The organism is Bradyrhizobium semiaridum (assembly GCF_020329505.1).
Taxonomy (GTDB): domain Bacteria; phylum Pseudomonadota; class Alphaproteobacteria; order Rhizobiales; family Xanthobacteraceae; genus Bradyrhizobium; species Bradyrhizobium semiaridum.
Genome location: NZ_JAGKJJ010000018.1, coordinates 60,642 through 81,916, shown reverse-complemented (window position 1 = coordinate 81,916; position 21,275 = coordinate 60,642). Strand labels below are relative to the sequence as shown.

Genomic DNA, 21,275 nt, shown 5'->3' with positions numbered 1-21,275 from the left:
CGGATGGAGCATCGCGGTCTCGATCGAGATCACCATCCCGGGCTGCAGGGGCCGGTCGGCGTCGTAGGGTGCATAAGGTACCGGCCCGTGGCCGGTGAGCCGCGGCGCCTCGTGACTGACAAGGCCGATGCCGTGCGCCGTGTAGTCCAGCACATTGCCATGCGGCGCCCGGCGTACCGCCTCTTCGCCGGCGGCGATGATGTCGCCGCCACGCGCACCGGGGCTGATCGCGCGGCGCGCCACCTGCTGGATCTCCTCGATCTCGTGCAGCAGGTCGCGCAATTCCGCGTCGGGCTCGCCCACCACGCCCATGCGGCTGAGATCGCCGATATAGCCTTTATAGTTGCCGCCGGAATCCAGCGAGATCACGTCGCCCGCCTTCAGGCGCTGGTCGGAGGGTGCGCGGTTGTGGCTGTTGCCGGCAGCGATCAGGCAGTACTCGAACACAAGGTCCCTGTCGTGTTCCTCGCGCCGCAACCGATCGACGATATCGTGCTTGCTCATCCCCGGCGCGCAGATGTCGAAGGTCGCCGTCATCGCGTCCACCACGCGCTCGGAGGCTTCACGCACCAGGTCAAGCTCTGCCGCGGTCTTGACCGCGCGCAGCCGTTCCAGCACGAATTGCGCGTCCGCCAGCGACGCGCCGCCGAGCTCTTTGCTCAGGAGATCCTTGGCATCGGACGGCAGGAAACTCGGCTCGAATCCGACGCGTGTCACGCCCGCGCCCAGTTCCTTGATGTGATCGATGGCGAGACGGATCGCGTCCGTGCTACCCCAGGAAGCGGTCTTGATCGCGGGCGCCGCAATGTGGCCGAGTTCCTTCTCGAACCCTTCCATGCGGTTGCCGATATAGAGCGCGTTCTGCGGACGCCCGCGCTGATAGACATACACCGGCAAATAGCGGCTGACGCCGATCGCCTCCATCGCCTCGAAGAAGAAGAAGCGATAACCGCCGAGCAGATACTGAACGTTGTGTCGGGACGTGACGACCAGCGCGTCGAGCCGCGCCTCGTCCATCAGCCGGTCGAGCTTCTCGGTATCGAACGGCGCACGCGCCGTGATCTTGCTGTCCGCTACATTCATGCCCTTGCTCCAATCATGCTTGCTGGGTCGTTGCGTGCTCGCGCACCGGCACCGTTTCGCGCGGTGCTGCGGCCGGATCGCCTCTCTCTAGCGCCAGCGGCTTGCCATGGGTTTCGACACCAAGCAGGCTGAAGGCGAGTCCGATCGCAAGGCCGCAGGCGGCCAGGAACAGAAAAGCCGGCGTGACGGCGTCGATGGTGGCCTGTGGCGTGATCAGGTTCGAAGCGCCGGCGATCAGCGCGAGGCAGAGCGGTCCCGAAATCTTTCCGACACCGTTGGCGGCCTGCGCCAGCCCCACGCCGCGCGCGCTGAGCCGCACTGGAAAGATCTCGGCGGAATACGGCGCGATGTTGGAGAAACCCCCGTCGAAGAACAACGCAGCCGGGATCAACAGCACGACGAACGCCGGATAGCCAAAGATGATGCGGTCGAAGAACAGCGCCGCCGCGCCGAGCGAAAGCGCGATGCCATAGCCCATGATCTCACCGCAGCGCCGCCGCCCAAGCCATTGCGGCAGGAACGAGAACGCGGTGCGGCCGAGCATCCCGGTCAGGCTGACGAAGACGAAGAGATGGGCGGCCTGCACCGGCGACACGCCCATCAGCAGCGCGACGATGGTGGGGCCCCACAGGAACACGCCATAATTGGCCGTGCTCGCGCCGAACCAGACGATCACCGTGAGCCAGAACAGTTTCGGCCAGGCCAACAGATCGGCGAAGCTCGAGGCCGGTGGCGCCACAGGGCCGGCCGGCACGATTGCCGGCTGCGGCAAGCTGTCCAGCGGCACGTTCAATGCGCGGCCGACGATGCGCCTCGCTTCGGCATGACGCCCGCGCGATACCAGCCAGCGCACGGACTCCGGCATGATGAGCGCGATCAGAATGGCCGGAACCAGCGGCAAGAAACCCAGCGCCGCAAGGCCGCGCCAGCCGATCAACTGCAACAGCGTCGCGGCCGTGAGCGACGCCGCGAGGATTCCGAGCGAAACCGGAATCACCGTGACGCTGGTCAGGATCGTGCGGTGCCGCGTCGGCGTATATTCGACGATCAGCGGCAGCGCGACTGCGGCTACAGCACCGACACCGAAGCCGACGACGAAGCGCAGGCACGCGAACAGGATCCACGCGCCGTCCGGGATGATCGAGATGGAACCTGCGCCGAGCGCGCAAAGAACGACGCCTGCCACCGTCAACGTCTTGCGGCCGAAATGATCCGCCAGCGCGCCCCAGGCCAGCGATCCGACGATCGCGCCGACGCCGGCGCTGAGCAGCATGATCGAAGTCTGGCCGAACGTCAGGTGCCATTGCGGGGCCAGCACCGCCACCAGGAAGCCCACGATGAAGAAGTCGAAAAAATCGAAGATGCTTGTCGTGACGGCGAGCGCCATGCTGACCCAGTAACGGGCATCGAGCGGCGCCTCGTCATAGAGCGTGACGAGATCCTCCCCTTTGGTCTCCATGGTCATCCTCCTCCGTGCTTTGACGTTGTTTTGTTTGGTCGCCTTGCAAAAATGCCCGTACCTCGGCCGCGACCGCGGCGGGATCTTGAATAGTCCCGATGTGGCCGATGCCGGCAATGGTCGCGGTCTTCGCGCCCGCGATCTCCCGCGCCAGCGACAGCGTATGCGCGGGCGGGATCAAGCGGTCGGCAGCGCCAGCCAGCACCAGCGTCGGCACCGTGATCGTGCCGGGCTCGAACGCGATCGGCCGCGTCAGGATGGCGCCGCGGCGCTGCTTTTGTTCGGCATCGCGCGTGCTGCTGGTAAAGATCGCCAGCACCTCCGGATGCGCCGCGATGTAGTCGGGCGGCACAAAATACTCGGCGAACTCGCGGACCGATTCCGGCATGCGGTTGCGCAGCGCCACAAACGCCGGGAAGCCCTCCGGATTGATCGACATCAGCGACGCGCCGGGCCGGAAGGTGCTCGACAGCACCAGACGATCGATGCGCCCGGCGTGACGCGCGGCCAGCACCTGGGCGATAACGCCGCCGAGCGAGGTGCCGAAAACATGGGCGCGCGGATAGCCGAGCGCCGCGATCAGCGCGGCGGCGTCGTCGGCGAGTTCTTCGAGACCGTAGGGCTGCGGCGGATTGCGGGTCGCGCCGGAATCGCGCTGGTCATAGGCGATCACGGTGAAACGCGGCGCCAGCAGCGCGGCGAAGGCGTCGAACATCGAATGGTCGGCTTCGGCGCCATGCACAAGGATCAGCGGCGGCCCATCCCCGCTGCGCTTGAAGGCAATCGTCGTGCCGTTGGCCTCGATCGTATCCATGGTCAATGCAGCACGGTTTCGAGCGCGCCGGCCAATTCGCGCGCGGGATCGGAGGGGATGTAGGGCATGCGCCAGGCGACGTGGCCATCGGGACGCACCAGCACCGCGCCGCGCGGTCCCATCTGGATGCCGTCGGCGGGATGGGCGTGGGGCAGTTGCTGCAAATTGAGCTGTAGCCCGGTTTTTGCCGACACGTCGCGGCCGGCCTCAAGCCACGCCTCGCCTTGCGGACCGGCGACGACCGTGAACTCCTTGTCGAACCAGTCGAGCGTCGAGCGCTTGCGCGCCATGTCGAGCCACAGATGGGGAAAACGTCCGCCTGGCCGGTCGGACGGCCGGTACACGCGGGTCAGATGTCCGCCATGCGGCGTGCCGTCGGGGATGACCGCACCCTCTTCGTAGGTGAAGCCGAGCGCCTGACCGATGCTGTGCAAATGATTGTCGAGGTCGTTGATCCAGAAGCGGATGTTATCCTCGTTGCCGGAGCGGACAGCCTCATCGATCCGCCGGAAGCGGATCATGTTGCCATAGCTGAAGTCCGCATTCGATTGCCCCACGGGGCGGCGTTCGAGGTCGTAGCTGTCGAGCAGCTTCTCCGACGCCCAGCCGCGCAGCACGTAGACGAGCTTCCAGGCCAGATTGTGCGCGTCCTGAACACCCGAGTTGAGGCCAAAACCGCCGGTCGGCGGAAAGCGATGCGCGGCATCGCCGACCAGGAACACGCGCCGCATGCGAAAGCTCGCCGCGACCTGCTTGCTCATGCGCCAGATTGAACGGTTGAGCAGCGTCACCTCGAGGTCGGGAACCCCGACATGGGTGCGGATGATCTCGATCATTTCGGCATCGGTCCACGGCCGCGGCCGATCGTCCTTCTGCTCGCCGATCTGGATGATGGACAGCCAGCGGTCGCGGCCGTTGGTGTTGAGAATGCCGGCACGCGGCGGCACGCCCGGCGCCTTCGAGTAGACCTGATAGCCGGCGGCCTCGCGCGCCAATGGAAAGCGCGAAAGATCGGCGCGCCAATATTCGTTCTGCAGCACCGCCAGGCAGGCCGGTCCCACCATGTCGATGCCGGCGGCCCGGCGCGTCTGGCTGCCGGCGCCGTCGCAGGCCAGCAGATATCTGGCGTGCCAATGTTCGCTGCGGCCGGTTTCAACCGAACGGATCTCGCAGATCACGCCGTCCTCGACCTCCTCGAAGCCGACGAATTCGGTCGAGAATTGCACCTGGACCAGGTTGGAATGCGCGATGACCCGGTAGATCTCCTCTTCCACCGCATCCTGCGCCACCAGGCATTTCCACGCGGGGGTCTGGCCGAGATTGGGCTCCGGGCGCGACCGGCTGATCTCGCGGCCGGCGATGCTTTCGACCTGGACGAACATGTCGGAATCATCCTGCAGGCCGCGGTCACGGATCGCCTGCTCGATCCCCCACTGCCGGAATATCTCCATGGTGCGGACCCAGCACCCGCGCGATTTCGGATGATCCGTCGTGGTCTGGCTCTTCTCGACGATGACGGCGTCGATCCCGAAGCGGTCGAGCAGCAGCCCCATAGCGAGGCCAACCGGGCCGCCGCCAACGATAAGTACCGACGTCCGGCGGGGTGCTTCCGCGGCGATGTCCATGCTCGTTTTCCTCTCGATTTTCTCTTTGACAGCAGACTGCCCGGTTTTCGGTATCTCACAAGAACATGTTTGATATAGTCTCCATCTCGATCTGAGATGGAGGTTGAAATGGACCTGCGGCAGCTTCGCTATTTCGTGGCGGTAGCCGAGCGTGGCGGCTTCGGCGCGGCGGCCAGCGCCCTCAACGTCGCGCAGTCGGCGCTCAGCCGTCACGTCAAGGAACTCGAGGTCGAGTTGGGTGGCGCGTTGCTCGAGCGCGGCGCACGCGGCGTATCGGTGACCGAGTCCGGCAAGGTGCTGCTGGCGCGCGGGCGCTGGCTGCTCGGCGTGGTCGATGATGTCAAGGCGGAGGTGCGCACGGAAAATCGCGAGCCCAGCGGCACGGTGCGGCTGGGAGCCCCGTCGAGCCTCGCCGACATCTTCTACGCGCCGCTGGCGCAGATATTCACCAGGCGCTTTCCCCGCGTCCGGCTGGAGTTGAGCGAGGGCCTGACCGAGACGATGTGCGATCATCTGCTGCGCGCCGAACTCGACGTCGCCATCGTCACCACGCCGCAGCCCAATGACCATCTCGACTACGAAACGCTGGTGGTCGAGCCGGTCTTCGTGATCGGTCCGCCGCGCGATCCCAGGCTCAAGCGAGGCCGGCTGACGCGCAAGGAGGTCAACCATCTGCCGACCGTTGTCGTGCCGCTCAGCCGCAACCCGTTCCCGCCAGACGTGCCGTTCTCCTTGCGGGTCGAGAGCAGCACGCAGTTAAAACAGATCGTGGGCTCGGGGCTTGGCTACGGGCTGTTGCCGTTCTCGGGGATTCACCAGGAAGTGGCGGCAGGCACGCTGTCGGCGGCTCTCTTGCCATGGATGCGCGCCGACCGCGTCCTCGCCCTGCCGCGCGGCCGCCCCGTTAGCCGTGCCACCCGCGAAGTCGTTGCAGCTCTAAAGGAGGTCTGCAGCAATCTTATCGACGACGGCAAGATCCTGACGATCCCGACGCGCGCGAGATCCCGCTAAACCGGGCGATGGCGGAGAGAGTGTCAGTCAGTCTGGATTGACGTACACGCGGTTTTTCATCAGCAAGTGGGCACCTACTACGGTCCTCGTTACGAGCAATTGGCTCATCAGTGCGCCCACTTGCTGCCCCATCTGTAGGATGGCGTGAGAATTAGTGGGAAGGAGTAGCAGAGGTCCGCTTACTTCGCTTAGTCCGCTATTCCGGCCAATGTTTCTTATGGAAGGGCAGTGCAATTGGATTTACTCACCGGCGGGCGAACGGGTTAGGCCTGAATGCAGCACACCGCCTAGCCGGTGACGTTTCAGCAACCGCGGCAGATATTCTTTATCCTGGCAGCTGTCCGAGCTTCTTCTGCTGCAAAGGGGTCTTTGTATGGAGACCGCCCTGCGTCGCTTTCAACGATTGCGGACTTTTCCAATTTCGGAGGATAGGCCGCGTCGTAGCAGGCGAGGCGTGCGGTCGTGCTTCCGATGGCGCGACAGTCCGGCCCCTTAGCGAAGGCGCTTGGCACACATATAAACAAAACCAACACTGCCATTATAATTCGCATCGAGTTTCCTTTGCGCATATGGTCGATTGGCGTATGGTTACGAAACCAAGCTCTACTTGCATGAAGGCCACTCCCAGCCGGCACCTTCCGAGAAGAGCCAACGGGCATAGAATGTCGCTTGTCCCGTCGTAGGCTCCTGCACATGTCGTTGCGGCACCATCTCGCTGGAGTCGAACGTTAGCTGCCATGCGTCTGGCACGACATCATGACCGCTCTTCAGGACCGTGGGTTCATTTCTACCGATCAGCCATACATTTCCTGACGCGCAGTCTCGATCTGACCAAACGAGCTCAGATGGACGCACCTGGTATTCATCACGCTTCGGCTTCATAGGTTGCCGACGCCGGTGCGTGCACTTCGTTGACGCACAGGATCGAGCCGGCGTCGCCTCGACCTCTTGAAGCACGATGGCAATCTAGGGTCGCGCAATTCTCGACACGGTCGCTGGTACGCTCGTCAACTCTTTGTCGCTGCGTTTGCGAGCTCCGTTTCGATCCCGGCGGCACAAGCCTGGGCGAACGAGTAATCCATGCTCGTGGATGCCACATTCTTCACGAATTCGCTGACGACGTTCTCTTTGGAGTAAACGCTTGCCGCCTTGAATTTGGCGAGAGCGCCGTCCACGGCTGTGAACTGAGCGACGCAAAGCGGTACCAGAACGGACATCCGGCCGCTGGTCTCCGCCGTGGTGCGCATGATTCTTGCGCTTTCCCCCGTGACCCAACCGCCCCAGATAAATCCAATCGCCATGGTCGCCACCGCGCCGAAGGCGATCCCTTGAAGGAAGCGGGTCCGCGCCTCGCCTTGCAAGATTGCAGGAAGTTTCATGAAGGTCGCCTTTCTTGAGCGCGCGCAGGGACGCACATGCGAGGCTGACGCGCTGTGATAGAACACAATGTTATGATTGCGCCTTCCGATGGCACGTGAGCTGCTGCTACGACGACTGGCGGCGACTTCGGAAGTCGCTGCTTCATGGGCAGCTTCCAGGTGAGCATTTTGCTAACCTGTACACGGACGCTATATGGCTAGCTTGATGGTGTAAAGGGTGTTCTGTTCTGCGGCGGGCTGCGCACGCAGATTGGTCACCCATGTCGTGAGGCTGCTGTAGCGTTCTGCGTACGAACGGCGCACCATGGCTTCCTTTGGGGCGGCCCGCTGCGCCTCTGTTGCAAGCCGGTGAATAGTGATGGCCCGCGTTGCTCATTCGCGGGAGCAATGTCAAGGTATTGGCACCTGACATTTCGAGCACTGAAAGCTGCTGATCTCCGGATCAATGCAGGCAAAGCCGGCCGGCACATGATCGGCGCGGGTAGCGGTGTCTCCCCTCGCATAGGCATAGCCAGCCGCTTGTGAGAGCCGGGCCACGTCCAGCCTCCCACAACGTGGACACTCGAGGTCTACGGTCCATTCGTCGCGTAGGGTCATTAGCGACTGCTCGGAACAGAACCACGTGATCCCAGCTCATCGGCCTGCCCGGAATCGATGAATTCCTGGGCCTGCGCCATGGTGGCGAAGGTGATGAGTGCATTGCCGACTACGCCATCCTCGAGGCGTTCGGCCACTGCGCATTGGCCGCCAATGGAGAGGCAGGTCGTCCAACCGATGCGGTTCTTCATCCATTGAGTATGCGCCGTGGCTGGTCAACATACCAGCCCGAACCTCGCCACAATTGAACTGACCGATTGTCCGAGTTTGAGGAATATTTGGAAGTCGGCTAGCTTGGCACATCACCGATCCGATCTGGGCATTTTCCGGTGACAGAGAGACGCTACAGCGCTCCCGCCTGAATCGGGAGCAATTGCATGCGTAGGTACTTTTTCGATCAGCGTGAAGGTGATGAGATGATTCCCGACGAAGAGGGGATAGATCTCGTTTCGCTGGAGGCTATGCAGCACGAAGCAACCTTGGCGCTGGCACTCTTTGCCAACGATGAAGTTCGACGCTGCACTGTCGACGCTCCTGCACGTCGTCTTGCAATCAACGTTCGCGACGAAGATGGACCGGTCTTACGGGCGACGTTCACCTTTGAGATTAGACGTTTCCAGTGAGGGCCTTATATCCGCCTCTCGCTCGGCGCGAGCGATCGGTCACGCCCCGATCCGGGTAGTAGAGTTATCACTGTAGTCAATGCGGGAGAAACAGCGGGGCGACCGCCAGCGGCACGATACAGTCGACCCAGGCGAAGCTGGGAAAAATGGACACTCCTCGTCTTCGGCGGGAGCGAACTTGACCTCACTGCCCGATGGATGCCGACCGACGCATCCTCCGCCAGAGCAGCGAGCGGTTTGAGACGTTCAGGCCGCGACATCGGACCGCGAGAAAGCGGTAGCTAATGCCGCTGAAAGAGCGCATGGTGGCTTATGGGCAGGCCGACATCGGCGCCCTAGCGCTGGCAAAAGGCGGGCGTACATGAAAACTCGCTCGCGGCGCGAAGTCGTCACCTTCAAGCATTCGTTCCAGATCAGGGGTATCGATCACCCTCTGCCTGCCGGACGCTATGAGGTCATCACAGACGAGGAGATGATCGAAGGCCTTTCCTTCGCGTCTTATCGTCGCGTTGCGACCATGATGATCGTGCCGGCCGCCTCACACGGCGCCAGGATGGAGATGTTTTCCATCGGTCCGGCCGACTTGGCGGATGCACAACGAATCGACGCGAGCATGCCCGATGAGTGACGAACCGCTCGATCTGGATAAACGTCGCGGGATGGCTGCGCAGAAAGCGACGGAAATCCGCCGCGCGATGACGGATGTCGAGAGCCGTGCGCGAGAGCTGCGCGAACGGCAAAGCGTGCTGGAAAGCGGACTCATGTCGGTCGCCGCGACCTCTTGGCCGGAAGCGGCCGCCAAGGCCCGCTACGTCCTGAGCATCTACGCTGCGAGCCTGTCGCCTGACGACACAAGACATCGCGATCTCGTCGCGGCAGTTCTGGCGGATTTTACCCGGCTCGATGGGCAGGGCTGAAGCTGCGCGGCTTCGGCCAACGGCAACGGATGGTCACATGGCGCTTGAACAAGCTTGTTTCACCAGTTTCGAGTACGATCGCATGATCGTCCAGTTCTCGATGCGCGACGGCGCGAAGGTCGTCCCCTGCGCGATCTCGACCTCCGCGATGGATGAGCTGGAAGGTGCGGGACGCGCGCCGCCCAGCGGGCGCGAAGCGCAGTTCATGCGACTGCGAGAGCGCATTGAAGCCCGCGCCGTCGTCAAATACACGGCGGGCGAGTTCGAAGGTGCGCCCGCCGGGATCATCCTGAGAAGCATCGACTTCAGGAAGCCGTGAGGGTCGCCGGCCACGAGGTCGCGAAACAAGGGAGATCACGCTTGAAGGACGACATAGTCAACAGTGCTGGCGTACACGTCGCCGTGGCGATCGATTCCACCATTTTCGACGTTAAGGGCCGGAAGCTTTACGATCTGAAGGGCAACCGGACAAGGCGACAGACAGTTTGTTCTAGCAACTTCCGTATGGAAGCGTTGTCGCAGGAACCGGAATGACACCAGGACGGTTGACGTAGGCGGCGAGAGATCGCGAATCCGTGATGCCGCCCGGGACGGACGAACAACACACCAAGGCCTAAGCCGAAGTCGCGTCTCCCGAGACCCGTCTCATAATTTAGGGAGGATCGAGTGCCAGGGATGATCAGAGACCGAGCCTTCGGCCGCCATGGCTCAACCGCCGCGGCGCGAGAAGCCAACAAGATGTTCCGAAAAGCGGAGGCCGCGCCGAGCGAGCATGCCAAAGTCGACAAAGCGTTCCAAGCCAACCGCGAGCGTCTCAAAGCCGAGCGACTGGCGCGAGAATCAAAGCTTCCCGTCAAACCCAACAATAAGACCCGCTAGATGACGTCGCATGATCGCGAAGCGAAGCAGGCGATCGTTCGCGAATGGGACCATTGGATCAAGACTCAGCCGCTTGATGGAAAAGCTTGCGCACGCGACGCGCGGCGATTTTTCCTCGAGATCAAAGCGAGACACGAGCCAACGTTACTGGATTCTTGGTCAGGCGCGGAGGACAAATGGGAGACCGTCCATCAATGGCTCATGGCTGAGCAGCGGATCTCAAGCTAGGCAATTGTGATTCGGCTGAGAACGAACGCGAGAAAGGTCGCCAGCTGCAGCGCTGTTACTGCTTTGTCTCGTTTCTATCGAAAATGAGCGCGGCTTAGGATACGCGTCCAACGACGGCTCTCACTTCAACCGAGAGGTCCGGTCGATGGTCCAGAGTGGCGAGGTCACGCGCTAGGCCCGCCGGTGATTCTGCTGCTTCGACTTCGGCTTCACGTGGCGTTGCAAACTCCATCCCTTCTTCGTCGCGATAAATTCCGCTGTCGTCTCTGACGTCGAAGTAATAGCCAATCATCCGCGTTTCCTTTCGGACGCAACAGATGTTATGCGGATTTCGTTCCTCAATGGATCTGGCGCTGGTTAGGATCTTAGACGCGGCGTTGCTTCATCTCCCGGAAGACGCCTTCCCGCTGCATCTTTTTCTTCAGAACTCGAAGTGCCTAGTCAATATTGTTGTCGCGAACAAGGACGTGCATCAAAACTCGGTGGCTGCGAATTGGAACAGTCCTGCACGCAGCCTTCGCGCAGGGGACGTTCATGAATGTGAGGATCAGTGTAACGGCGTAATTCTTCGGCTTCGAACAAGCCCGTCGCTCGCCATGCCGATCTGGTCGGCAGAATGACCGGATCATTACCTCATGGCCGTGTCGATTGATGAAGCTCGCTCGCCCGTTTCGATGCCCTCGATCAGCAGCAGAGGCTCCGAATTCAAACAAATCGGCCCTCTCCCTTGTAAGTCATACACATAGTGTGTATATAGCGACTATTCGATTAGCCGCTCTGCCTTGTTGAACGCGCCCGCGGGCTCCTTTTCCAAAGACATCGACGAAGTTGAAATCATCGCGTGACTGTCACGCGATATGCGCTCGTGCGCTTTGGAGATCAAGATGACGACAGGTACTGTTAAGTGGTTCAATAGCCAGAAGGGCTTCGGTTTTATCCAACCGGAAGACGGCAGCAGCGATGTGTTCGTTCACATCAGCGCAGTCGAACGTGCCGGTCTTTCGAGACTCGCGGAGGGCCAAAAGGTCCACTACGAGGTTAAGACGGACAAGATACGAGGCAAGGTCAACGCAGAGAGCCTCTCGCTGGCCTGAGTTTCATCGTGTCGTTTCACGGATGTACTGAAACGACCATGCTGCCCGCTCGATCTCCGGATTGAGCGGGTTTTGCCTGTTGAGCGGCGGTGAGCATGAGCGTCAAGAAGCCGGCGGAATTATCACCCGAAAGCATGGCGCGTGCGAACCGAAAGCGATTGGCCGCTGAAGAAGGAGCGCGCGCGATGGCGGATTTCGGAAGGCAGGCCATAGAGGTTCGCAAGAACATGGCGCGACTTCGAGAGCTCCGCGAAACCAAGGAAACCGTCGCTGGAACGCGTCGGGCACCGTTGCCGGTGTCCGCGCCAAAGAAACGCACCAGGAAGTTGCCTCGATAGTTAGCTTCGGCAGCGGTCGATGATCGTCCCGAGCACCAAGCCTCACCAAGCCGGAGCATGCAAATCGTGCGTAGAACCAAATCACACGGCGACGGAACCATCACGTTCTCGCTTGCGCTCGGCGCAGCTCGACAAATGTGCCGGCTCACGACGACATTTCAAACAGACAAGCAAGCCCTTAGTTATCTTCATAAGTACCGGACGGAGTTGGAGCAGATGGCGCGGGCGCGCCTTGCCTCGGGGGAGCTTGAAGACGGGATCGTCGTACTCTCGATGCTCTAGTTTTGGCCGGAACGCGACATCACGCTATTTGATGAGTCATTAAGCGACCTCGCGCGTGCCAAACGTTACCAGGAGAACTGCATACGCCGGGCGACAATGCGGGCTGCGCCAATTGCCGATTGATTCGCACCTCATGATCGGTACCGCGGGCAAGAAATCTCGAACGATGATGTCTGAGGCGAGAGAGATGTGAGTGCCCGGCACCATGATCACGGGCGCCGGTTGCGGAAGATCATTGAGTATCGAGTCTGATATTAATCCTCATTCGAAATGCTTTCTTCTCCGTGCTCGCGGTGACGGAGCTACCCGGATACGAGGCTTTCACGGCGGAAAACGGGATGAATGCGTACAGCGAAATCTATATGACGCAACGTTTGCTCCAAATCTTCGCTGCGCACTGACCTTAGCATCGCGACCGGTACACGGCGTTTTAGTGCTCGCTATTGGTCAGCCACAGGCGTAGGGTGGCTGGCATCACCGTATTATCAACGGCATCGACCGGTGACTGAGGGTCACGTGCGCTCCCGCCGACCAATTAGCAGGAGCATTCGACGTCGCGTTTTCGCGCCTCGGAATGGATCGTTCCACCGCTGATCGTGCCGCTGTTTCTTCTGCTTCTCGTATGTGCTGCGGCCATGCTCAACGGCTAGCGCGGCTCTCTTGGCCTGCTTGGTCAGAGGGAGCATCCATTATGGCAAACGCCACTTTCGGCGTGATCGCGGAAAGATCGTTATGTTACACTTCGCGCGAGTTCGGCACGAAACAACATGGCCGCGTCGTTACGTCGCCCGCGACGCATATTGCGGTCGAATGGGCTGGAAGAACTCAGACCACAATTGGAGATAGATTTCATGGCCAAGGGACAGCAACGCGGCAATCGCGAAGCGAAGAAACCGAAGAAGGAAAAAGCAAAGGTGATTGCAGCGGCACCGAGCCGCAAAGAAGCTGGCTGGCAGCCGGGCTTCGGTCCCGCAAAGAAGAGGTAAGCAGAAGTTGAAGCTTTAGCTCTGTGACTTCCGATATCCTGAGCGAATGGCGCTGGAAGTAATCGTCAATTCCTTCTATCGATCCTGGATAGTCATTTTCGTCATCACGAGCGGCACAACGTCGTCAAGCGTCGAAGCGATCGCTGACGGCACTGAGCTTCTTCTGATGAATATCGACCGCCGTACTGAGGACAGGCGCTCCTGCCTCCTAGCCGGAGACTCTCCATGTGCGAGAAGTGCATCGAACTCGACAGGAGAATTGAGCACTACCAAAAGCTCTCACGTTGCGTAACGGACCAAGCCGCGCAAGAGGGAATCCGCTTCCTTATTGAGAAGTACTGCGCGGACAAGAAAGCAATACATCCGGAGCAGGGATAAAGCCGGCTTCACTGCCGACAAGGCCGTGTCCGCCGGCTGCATGGTTTTGCGACCGAAGGCTGACGGCCGAGCGATCGAAGAGTATCCGGCCGCCTCCACGATGCCGTCTTACCGCTCCGGAAGCCCCGAAAAGCGGAGGCCTACAGCGGTGGCGCAAAATGCTCACAATGATCTGCGTTCGTCGCGGTTGAGGGCCTCGAATCGTAGTTTGGCGTACGACATCGCGCAAATGGCGGAGAGAGTGGGATTCGAACCCACGGTACGGTTTCCCGCACACACGCTTTCCAAGCGTGCGCCTTAAGCCACTCGGCCATCTCTCCGGGAGGCCCTCTCTTGAAGGTCCGAAGCGGATTTTGCAAGGGAGCGCGGGCTGCGCGCGCGAAATTTCCACAATGCATTGAAATAATTGATGGATTTTGGACCCGGAAGAGCGCAGCCGGGTTACGCTGGCGTTAACTTCTACGTCCGATGCCCAGAATTCCGGGGCGCACGGCGGCGCAACCGATCTCGCTGTCGTCCCTACTCCCGTGCGCAATTACGCACGAGGGAGGGACGACACCATTCGAGCTGTTTGACAGTTCAATCGAGAACGAGGCTACCGCTTCACCGCCCCGCTCAATGATATCGCGCGGCGAAATCCGCGGTGCGGCGCGGCCACATCGTGCGGGGCTCGGGCAGCGCGGTGTCGCCGACACTGTGGGTGTCCTGCAGCGCCTCGATGAAATCGGCGAACCATTGCTGGATGGTGCCGCTGTTGAGCTTCGCCATCATCGCCTCCCAGCGCGTTCGGCGTTCGGCCAGCGGCATCGCGATGGCGGACGCAATCGTCCGCGCCATGCCGTCGATGTCGTGCGGGTTGACCAGCAGTGCGGCGTCGAGCTCGTTGGCGGCGCCGGCGAATTTCGACAGCACCAGCACGCCGGGATCGGCCGGGTTCTGCGCGGCGACGTACTCCTTGGCCACCAGATTCATGCCGTCCTTCAGCGGCGTCACCACGCCGACCTGCGCGGTGCGATAGAAGCCCGCGAGCACGCCCTGGCCAAAGCCCTTGTTGAGATAGCGGATCGGGGTCCAGTCCACTTCGCCGTGAGCGCCGTTGACGTCGCTGACGAGCTTGGCGATCTCGCTCTGCAGATGGCCATACGCCTCGATCGCGCCGCGCGAGGGCGTTGCGATCTGCAGCAGCGACACCGAGCGCTTCAGGCCCGGCTGGATCGTCCACATCCGGTCGAACGCCTTGATACGGTTGCCGAGGCCCTTGGAATAGTCGAGCCGGTCGACGCCGATCGCGAGCTTCTCGCCGTTGAGGCTGCGCCGCAGCCGCGTCACGTCCGGATGCGTCATCGCCTTGGTGGCCTGCTGCGCGAACCTCTCGGGATCGATGCCGATCGGGAACACCGCCGCGCGGGTGCGGCCGGACGACGAGATCACGACGCCGTCGCGCACCGCGAGATCGAGATCGTTCTTCACATAAGAGAGGAAGTTCTCGCAATCTTCCTCGGTCTGGAATCCGATCAGGTCATAGGCGAGCATCGCCTCGATCAGCGCACGGTGGTGCGGCACGCCCGAGATCACGGCGCGCGCCGGCCACGGCGTGTGCAGGAAGAAGCCGATCGGCTGCGAGATGCCGAGATCGCGAAGCTCGGCACCGAGCGCGAGGAAATGATAGTCCTGGATCCAGAACGCGGAATCGGCTTTGCGGAAGCGCAGCAACGCCCGCGCCATGAACGCATTGACCTCACGATAGCTCGCATAGTCCTCATGCGTGGCGCGGATCAGATCGGCGCGCGAATGCAACGCGGGCCACAATGCGGAATTGGCGAAGCCTTCGTAGTAGCCGCCGTAATGCGCGGCCGGCAGGTCGAGCATCGCCAGCGCGCCGGCACCGAGAGCTTCCACCTCTGCGAATGGTTCCTTCGAGTTCCCGTCGCGGACGCGTCCGCTGGAACCTACCCAGATCGCCCCTGTCTTTTCAACAACCGGCAGCAACGCTGCTGCAAGGCCCCCCGTCATGGGTTCATTGGGTTTTCCGCGCGAAACGCGGTTCGATACGACGACGAGGTTCACCAGGTCCCCTCCTGTTGGTCAACTCGCGTATTAACAACCATTCATCAAGATGGTTCCGGATCAAACAATCTCCCAATTGAAACCAAATTCTGGTGAAGGCGGACGGAACCTGAAGGAACTTGCGACGAACAATTTCGACGCAAGTTCGCCGCTTTCGACCAACGAATTATTCAGACGATGATCCGGTAGGACAGGCTCACGTCCCTTTGTCGAGCAGGCGCGCGAGGAATTCGCGCACCTCGCTCGGCGCGGCGAAATGGCCGGCGACGCCGATCGCCTGGCGGCCGACGGAGAATGCGAAACCTTCGTAGTCGGACATGATCGCGAACACGGTCTCGTCGGTCACGTCGTCACCGATGAAGAACGGACGGCGGCCCTTGAACGGTTCATGCGTCATCAACTCGCGCACGCCGGTGGCCTTGGTGAAGCCGGCATGCTTGATCTCGCAGACGCTCTTGCCCGGCAGCACCTCGATCGGCGCGTTCGGTAGCTCGGCGCGGATCAGCGACACGGCCTCGTAGATCGCCTTCTCCGCCGCCGGTGCCAGCCGATAATGCAGCGCCAGCGAGTAGCCCTTGTCTTCGAGCAGGATGCCGGGGCTCAGCTTGGCGATCGCGGCGAGCCGGCGCTTCAACTCCTTGTCGAGCGGCGGCGAATGGGTGGCGACAGCCTCGCTATCCGGCTGCAGCCGCATCTCGGCGCCGTGACCGCCGATGGCGGGAAACGTGTCCGGCGCGAAGATCAGATCGATGTCATTCAACGAACGCCCGCTGACCAGCGCCAGCGCACCATTTGTCCGCGCATGCAGTTCCCGCAGCGTGGTTGCGAGCTCCGGCGGCACCCAGACCTCGCGCGGCGTGGCTGCGAAATCGAGCAAGGTGCCGTCGATGTCGAGCAGCACCGCGGTCTGGTTCAACGGCGGTATCAGCGATGCCGGCGCCGGTGCGCTGTTGATCGCACCGTCGGGGGCGATGTCATCATCCATGGTCATCTCGGCCACATCATCCTTGATCATTAGTCTACTCCACACATGCCAGTGGCCGTGCAACGGATTCGAGCGATTTTCGCTCGGCCGCGACGGCATAACGCCAGGCGACGGCGGCCGCCACGAGCATCAGCGCCGACCCCAGCAGATAGCCGGCGAACACGCTGTTGCGCGAGCCGGTGTCGATCAGCACGCCGAACAACGCCGGCCCGATCACGCCGCCGATCCCGGTGCCGATCGCATAGAAGGCGGCGATCGCGAGCGCGCGGACCTCGAGCGGGAACGTCTCGCTGACGGTCAAGTAAGCGGCGCTCGCCGCCGGCGAAGCAAAGAAGAAGATCACCATCCAGGCGATGGTCTGGGTCTGCGCGCTGAGCACGCCGATCGAGAACAAATAGCCCGACAGCGCCAGCAGCATGCCCGACACGCCGTAGGTCAGCGCGATCATGGTGCGGCGGCCGAACGTATCGAACAGACGGCCGAGCAAGAGAGGCCCGAGGAAATTGCCGGCGGCGAACGGCAGGATGTACCAGCCGACATCGCGCGAAGGGATACCGAAGAAGTCGGTCAGGATCAGCGCGAAGGTGAAGAAGATCGCATTGTAGAAGAATGCCTGCGCCGCCATCAGCGTCAGCCCGACCAGCGAGCGCTGCCGGTAGGTGGAGAACAGCGTCACTGCGACCTCGCGCAGTGGCGTGTGATCGCGCATTCTGAGCTTGATCTTTTCGAAGTTCTCGCTCGACTGCTCACAACCGAGCACGGAAGTTTCGATGTCGGCGACGATCTTGTGGGCTTGGTCGGGACGGCCGTGGATCATCAGCCAGCGCGGACTTTCCGGGATCCACATCCGCATGAACAGCACGACGAGGCCGAGCGCGGCACCGATGAAATAGGCGATGCGCCAGCCGTGATCCGGCGCCAGCACCGCGGGATCGAGCAGGACGATGGCCCCGGCGGCGCCGATCGCGGCGCCGAGCCAGAAGCTGCCGTTGATGACGAGGTCGGTCCAGCCGCGATAGCGCGCCGGCACCAGCTCCTGGATGGTCGAATTGATCGCGGTGTATTCGCCGCCGATGCCGGCGCCGGTGAGGAAGCGAAACAGCGCGTAGCTGCCGACGTTCCACGACAGCGCGGTCGCGGCAGTGGCGGACAGATAGAGCGCGAGCGTGATGAAGAACAGCTTCTTGCGGCCGATGCGGTCGGTGAGCCAGCCAAAGCCGAGCGCGCCGAGCACCGCGCCGGCGAGATAGGCGCTGCTGGCGATGCCGACATCGGCATTGGAGAAGCGCATCACCGAGCTGTCCTTCAGCGCGCCCGACAATGCGCCGGCCAGCGTCACCTCGAGCCCGTCGAGGATCCAGGTGATGCCGAGCGCCAAGACGACCCGGGTGTGAAAGCCGCTCCAGGTCAGATTGTCGAGACGAGCCGGTATCGAGGTCTCGATGATGCGGTCATCGCCAGGGGCGGCCGGCGTCACCTCGTCCGCTGTCGTCAAGCTGAGCTGTGTCCGTTGCAGAGTCATTGCGCCAGGCCAATGAGAAAAACCCTGGAACGAAGCGCTCCAAGGTCCTTAACCCCCGGGATTGCGGCAAACGGATGCCCGCCACGGCAGGTTAACGCCGCCGCTCCGCGAGGGTTCCCGCAGTGCAGCTTAGGAACCGGGCGTGCCACAGGCTGTTTTCGGCTCACATGCGATGGAGATGATGATGGCAGCACGCAAAACCACAACGCGCAAAACGGCGCGAAAATCCGCGGCGCGGACCACGAGCACGGCCCGGCGGAAGCGCGGAGCCCGCAAGACGCCATCGAAACGCTGGTCGCAGCGCGTGACGAAGGAGAGCGATGCGCTCGACCTCAAAGGCGGCGTGTTCAAGCAGACCAGCGCCAAGAAGATCGCGGCCTCGCTGAAAGCGTCCGCCGAACACAGCAAGCGGCGCAAGAGCGGCGCTTATCGCTCCGCGCTGTCGATGCTGACCTTCTACATCAATCGCGCCGGCAAGACGCTGCCCAAGACGCAGCGCTCGCGGCTGGAACGCGCCAAGGTCGAATTGAAGCACCAGTTCGGCCGGGATTGAGATCGTCGTCCCGCGATGCCAATTGGTTGCGTCGTCCTGGCGAAAGCCAGGACCCATACGCCGCGGCCACCGGAACGGGCACGCGGCGAGCTGTATACCAGAAACAACGAGTGGTGGTTGTTGGTCCTGGCTTTCGCCAGGACGACGGCGGAGTGTTGGCTACCTACGCCGCCCTAATGTTCGCCATGAAGCGGTCGAGCTCCTCGCGCAGCCGCGTGCTCTCGACGGACAGCGAGCGCGCCGAGTTCAGCACCTCTTCCGAGGCAGCTCCCGTTTCGGTGGCCCCGCGGTTGACTTGGGTGACGCTGGAGGCGGTTTGCTGGGTGCCGGCCGCGACGTTCTGCACGCTGCGGGCGATTTCCTGTGTCGCGGCGCTCTGCTGCTCGACCGAGCTCGCGATATTGGTCGCGATGCCCGAAATCTGGCCGATGGTGCCGCCGATCTCCTTGATCGCCGCGACCGATTCTTGCGTCGCCGACTGCATGCCGGCGATGTGGTTGGAAATCTCGTCGGTCGCCTTGGCGGTCTGGCTCGCCAGCGACTTCACCTCGGAGGCAACCACCGCAAAGCCGCGGCCGGCATCGCCGGCGCGGGCGGCCTCGATCGTGGCGTTTAGCGCCAGCAGATTGGTCTGCTCGGCGATCGCGGTGATCAGCTTGACCACGTCGCCGATCTCCTGCGCGGCGCGCGACAGCTTGCCGATCCGCGCGTCGGTCTGCTCGGCCTGACGCACAGCGGCGTCGGCGATCTGGCTGGATTCCTTGGCGCGGCGGCCGATCTCGTCGACCGAGGCTGACAGCTCCTCGGTCGCTGACGCCACCGACTGCATGTTGCTGGAGGCTTCCTCCGAAGCGCCGGCGACCTGGCTCGAAAGGTTCTGCGTGGTCTCTGCGGTCCGCGTCAGCGTGCCGGCCGCCGATTCGAGTTGCGCCGCGGAGGCCGAGACGTTGGAGACGATCGAGCCGACGGCCGCTTCGAATTCGTCGGCGAAGCGGATCAGTTCGCTGCGGCGTGCCGCGGCGCTGGCCTTGTTCTGCGCCTCCTGGCTCGCGGCATCGCGCTCTGCCTTGGCGATCGCCTGCACCTTGAACTCCTCGACCGCACCCGCCATCTCGCCGAGTTCGTCGCGACGGCCGAGGCCGGGCAGCACGACGTCGAAATTGCCGGCCGCAAGCTCGCGCATCGCGGCACACATCGCCGCGATCGGCCGCGAAATGCCCTTGCCGAGCAGGAACGCCCAGCCGAGCCCCAGCACGAGGCTGCCGGCAGCGAGCAGCAGCATCAGCCATTCGGTGTCGCCGATGGTGGCTTGCGATTCGTCCTCGAGGCGCTTCTGATCCGCCACCAGATCGGATTTCATTCCCGCTGCGCCCTGGCTGATGGCGGCCGCGGATTCAGTCATCTCGACCGTCAGCTCATCGATCGATTTCGAGTTCTCGATCAGCTTGGCGAGCGCCGCGCGGTATTCCGACAGCAGCGCGTCGATGTCCTTCACGGACTGGGTGATCCGTTCGTTCTTCGACGTGATCGCCTTCAGCAGGTTTTCGGTGAATTTGAGCCGGGCCAGTGCGCTCGCCGCAACCGACTTGTCGCCATTGACGACGAAAGTGGTGACGGCACTGGTGATCGACTGCAATTGATCGGCCACCTTCTTGGCGCCGAACTGGATCGGCTCCAGCTCGGTATCGTCGGCGTTGCTCGGCAGGTCGTCGAGCTTGTAGCGCATCGAGGTCGCGCTGCGGACGAGCTGGTTTTGCGCGGTCTGCGCGCTGTCGTTCTTGATCCTGACGATCTCGGCAAAGATCTTCGTGAAAGCGCGGAACTCACGCTCCAGCCTGGTGATCTGCTCGCGCCGCGCCGGGTTGGTAGAGCCCTTCATCGAGGCGAGGATGGCGTCCTTCAGGCTGGCTTCGGCGGCGAGCGCCGCCTTGGCGTCCTCCTCCTTGCCGGTCGCCACGAAATAGCGGGCCAGCGAACGGTAGGAGATCAGCTCGCGGTCGATATTGCGGGCGAGGTCGGCTTCCGCGACGCTCTGGCGGTAGGAGGCGACGCCGGCCGAGACCCGTTCGAAGCCGAAATAGGCAAAGCCCATGGTGGCGGCCGAAAGCGCCAGCGTCACGGCAAAGCCGAGCATGATCTTGGCGCGGAAGCGGAGGGTTGGGAGTTTGATCGAACGCGATCGCTTGAGCCCCGCCATGCCGCCCCTCGTCTTCATTCCAAAACCATGCGGGATCAGGCAGCCCCCGCCGCCTCAGTCCCCGGTGCGCGAAACTAGGGCAGAAATCGATAAAGGCGAGTAAATGGGCAAAAAATTCCGCGCCGTCCTCCCGTACTACCTTGGTCGACCGGGCACGACAGGCAGCCGGATTGACGCGCCCTGCCGGCCCGATAGTTTAGAACCAATCAAACCTGGCCCTGCCCGGGCCAGGTAACCACATCGGGAGGCGTCCCATGT

At 62.4% G+C, this 21,275-nt stretch carries 23 protein-coding genes, 1 tRNA gene and 1 pseudogene; 12 read left to right on the top strand and 13 right to left on the bottom strand.

Annotated features, from left to right (window positions below; all coding sequences use genetic code 11):
• The 4 genes from J6500_RS20705 to J6500_RS20690 all read right to left on the bottom strand — a co-directional run.
• Positions 1–1,083, bottom strand: a 1,083-nt coding sequence (locus tag J6500_RS20705; RefSeq protein WP_225714536.1) for a M24 family metallopeptidase, incomplete at its 3' end; no start/stop codon positions are given.
• A gap of 13 nt (positions 1,084–1,096) precedes the next feature.
• Positions 1,097–2,542, bottom strand: coding sequence for an MFS transporter (locus tag J6500_RS20700; protein ID WP_225714535.1), 1,446 nt, complete (start codon positions 2,540–2,542; stop codon positions 1,097–1,099).
• A complete protein-coding gene (locus tag J6500_RS20695) occupies positions 2,505–3,356 on the bottom strand; it encodes an alpha/beta fold hydrolase (protein ID WP_225714534.1) in 852 nt (283 codons plus the stop codon). The genes J6500_RS20700 and J6500_RS20695 overlap by 38 nt, the downstream gene beginning before the upstream one ends.
• Before the next feature lie 2 nt (positions 3,357–3,358).
• On the bottom strand, positions 3,359–4,981 hold the full coding sequence (locus tag J6500_RS20690) for an FAD-dependent monooxygenase (RefSeq protein ID WP_225714533.1): 1,623 nt from the start codon (positions 4,979–4,981) through the stop codon (positions 3,359–3,361).
• A gap of 108 nt (positions 4,982–5,089) precedes the next feature.
• On the opposite strand from J6500_RS20690, the gene J6500_RS20685 reads away from it, so the two are divergent.
• Positions 5,090–5,992 carry a LysR family transcriptional regulator gene (locus J6500_RS20685; protein ID WP_225714532.1) on the top strand — a complete coding sequence of 301 codons (903 nt, stop codon included), beginning with the start codon at positions 5,090–5,092 and terminating at the stop codon, positions 5,990–5,992.
• Between the two features lie 1,007 nt (positions 5,993–6,999).
• On the opposite strand, the gene J6500_RS20680 is transcribed toward J6500_RS20685, so the two are convergent.
• Both J6500_RS20680 and J6500_RS20675 read right to left on the bottom strand, forming a co-directional pair.
• A complete protein-coding gene (locus tag J6500_RS20680) occupies positions 7,000–7,371 on the bottom strand; it encodes a hypothetical protein (protein WP_225714531.1) in 372 nt (123 codons plus the stop codon).
• A 596-nt stretch (positions 7,372–7,967) separates the two neighbouring features.
• Positions 7,968–8,159, bottom strand: coding sequence for a hypothetical protein (locus J6500_RS20675; protein WP_225714530.1), 192 nt, complete (start codon positions 8,157–8,159; stop codon positions 7,968–7,970).
• Positions 8,160–8,345: 186 nt separating this feature from the next.
• On the opposite strand from J6500_RS20675, the gene J6500_RS20670 reads away from it, so the two are divergent.
• From J6500_RS20670 to J6500_RS20645, 6 genes are all read left to right on the top strand, one after another.
• The gene (locus J6500_RS20670) at positions 8,346–8,591 is read left to right on the top strand and encodes a DUF6894 family protein (RefSeq protein ID WP_225714529.1); all 246 of its coding nucleotides are present in this window, start codon (positions 8,346–8,348) and stop codon (positions 8,589–8,591) included.
• Positions 8,592–8,952: 361 nt separating this feature from the next.
• A complete protein-coding gene (locus J6500_RS20665) occupies positions 8,953–9,219 on the top strand; it encodes a hypothetical protein (protein ID WP_225714528.1) in 267 nt (88 codons plus the stop codon).
• Positions 9,212–9,508: a hypothetical protein gene (locus tag J6500_RS20660; protein ID WP_225714527.1), complete on the top strand. Its 297-nt coding sequence runs from the start codon at positions 9,212–9,214 to the stop codon at positions 9,506–9,508. Before J6500_RS20665 ends, J6500_RS20660 begins: the two co-directional genes overlap by 8 nt.
• A gap of 37 nt (positions 9,509–9,545) precedes the next feature.
• The gene (locus J6500_RS20655; protein WP_225714526.1) at positions 9,546–9,827 is read left to right on the top strand and encodes a DUF1488 family protein; all 282 of its coding nucleotides are present in this window, start codon (positions 9,546–9,548) and stop codon (positions 9,825–9,827) included.
• Positions 9,828–9,868: 41 nt separating this feature from the next.
• The gene (locus tag J6500_RS20650; RefSeq protein ID WP_225714525.1) at positions 9,869–10,042 is read left to right on the top strand and encodes a hypothetical protein; all 174 of its coding nucleotides are present in this window, start codon (positions 9,869–9,871) and stop codon (positions 10,040–10,042) included.
• Positions 10,043–10,183: 141 nt separating this feature from the next.
• The gene (locus J6500_RS20645; protein WP_225714541.1) at positions 10,184–10,387 is read left to right on the top strand and encodes a hypothetical protein; all 204 of its coding nucleotides are present in this window, start codon (positions 10,184–10,186) and stop codon (positions 10,385–10,387) included.
• 322 nt (positions 10,388–10,709) lie between these two features.
• Here J6500_RS20645 and J6500_RS20640 read toward each other — a convergent pair whose 3' ends face one another.
• Both J6500_RS20640 and rpsU read right to left on the bottom strand, forming a co-directional pair.
• The gene (locus J6500_RS20640) at positions 10,710–10,907 is read right to left on the bottom strand and encodes a DUF6894 family protein (RefSeq protein WP_225714524.1); all 198 of its coding nucleotides are present in this window, start codon (positions 10,905–10,907) and stop codon (positions 10,710–10,712) included.
• A gap of 79 nt (positions 10,908–10,986) precedes the next feature.
• A pseudogene (gene rpsU, locus J6500_RS20635) lies at positions 10,987–11,088 on the bottom strand (30S ribosomal protein S21); the annotation flags it as partial.
• A 411-nt stretch (positions 11,089–11,499) separates the two neighbouring features.
• On the opposite strand from rpsU, the gene J6500_RS20630 reads away from it, so the two are divergent.
• From J6500_RS20630 to J6500_RS32005, 4 genes are all read left to right on the top strand, one after another.
• On the top strand, positions 11,500–11,709 hold the full coding sequence (locus J6500_RS20630) for a cold-shock protein (RefSeq protein WP_225714523.1): 210 nt from the start codon (positions 11,500–11,502) through the stop codon (positions 11,707–11,709).
• Positions 11,710–11,804: 95 nt separating this feature from the next.
• A complete protein-coding gene (locus tag J6500_RS20625; RefSeq protein WP_225714522.1) occupies positions 11,805–12,047 on the top strand; it encodes a transcriptional regulator in 243 nt (80 codons plus the stop codon).
• Positions 12,048–12,104: 57 nt separating this feature from the next.
• Positions 12,105–12,329 carry a hypothetical protein gene (locus J6500_RS32110; RefSeq protein ID WP_312018229.1) on the top strand — a complete coding sequence of 75 codons (225 nt, stop codon included), beginning with the start codon at positions 12,105–12,107 and terminating at the stop codon, positions 12,327–12,329.
• 851 nt (positions 12,330–13,180) lie between these two features.
• Entirely contained in the window at positions 13,181–13,315 is a 135-nt protein-coding gene (locus J6500_RS32005) for a hypothetical protein (RefSeq protein WP_283842928.1), read from the top strand.
• Positions 13,316–13,923: 608 nt separating this feature from the next.
• Here the strand turns inward: J6500_RS32005 and J6500_RS20620 are convergent.
• The 4 genes from J6500_RS20620 to J6500_RS20605 form a co-directional block, all read right to left on the bottom strand.
• A tRNA-Ser gene (locus J6500_RS20620) sits at positions 13,924–14,013 on the bottom strand.
• Positions 14,014–14,308: 295 nt separating this feature from the next.
• The gene (locus J6500_RS20615) at positions 14,309–15,760 is read right to left on the bottom strand and encodes a trehalose-6-phosphate synthase (protein WP_225714521.1); all 1,452 of its coding nucleotides are present in this window, start codon (positions 15,758–15,760) and stop codon (positions 14,309–14,311) included.
• A gap of 196 nt (positions 15,761–15,956) precedes the next feature.
• A complete protein-coding gene (otsB, locus tag J6500_RS20610) occupies positions 15,957–16,751 on the bottom strand; it encodes a trehalose-phosphatase (RefSeq protein ID WP_249781587.1) in 795 nt (264 codons plus the stop codon).
• Between the two features lie 28 nt (positions 16,752–16,779).
• Positions 16,780–18,267, bottom strand: a complete 1,488-nt coding sequence (locus J6500_RS20605; RefSeq protein ID WP_225714520.1) for an MFS transporter — start codon at positions 18,265–18,267, stop codon at positions 16,780–16,782.
• A gap of 181 nt (positions 18,268–18,448) precedes the next feature.
• Here J6500_RS20605 and J6500_RS20600 point away from each other — a divergent pair, with 181 nt between their 5' ends.
• Positions 18,449–18,820: a DUF3175 domain-containing protein gene (locus tag J6500_RS20600; RefSeq protein WP_225714539.1), complete on the top strand. Its 372-nt coding sequence runs from the start codon at positions 18,449–18,451 to the stop codon at positions 18,818–18,820.
• Positions 18,821–18,983: 163 nt separating this feature from the next.
• Here J6500_RS20600 and J6500_RS20595 read toward each other — a convergent pair whose 3' ends face one another.
• Positions 18,984–21,017 (bottom strand): methyl-accepting chemotaxis protein, encoded by a 2,034-nt coding sequence (locus J6500_RS20595; RefSeq protein ID WP_225714519.1) that lies wholly within the window; start codon positions 21,015–21,017, stop codon positions 18,984–18,986.
• Between the last annotated feature and the right edge of the window lie 258 nt (positions 21,018–21,275).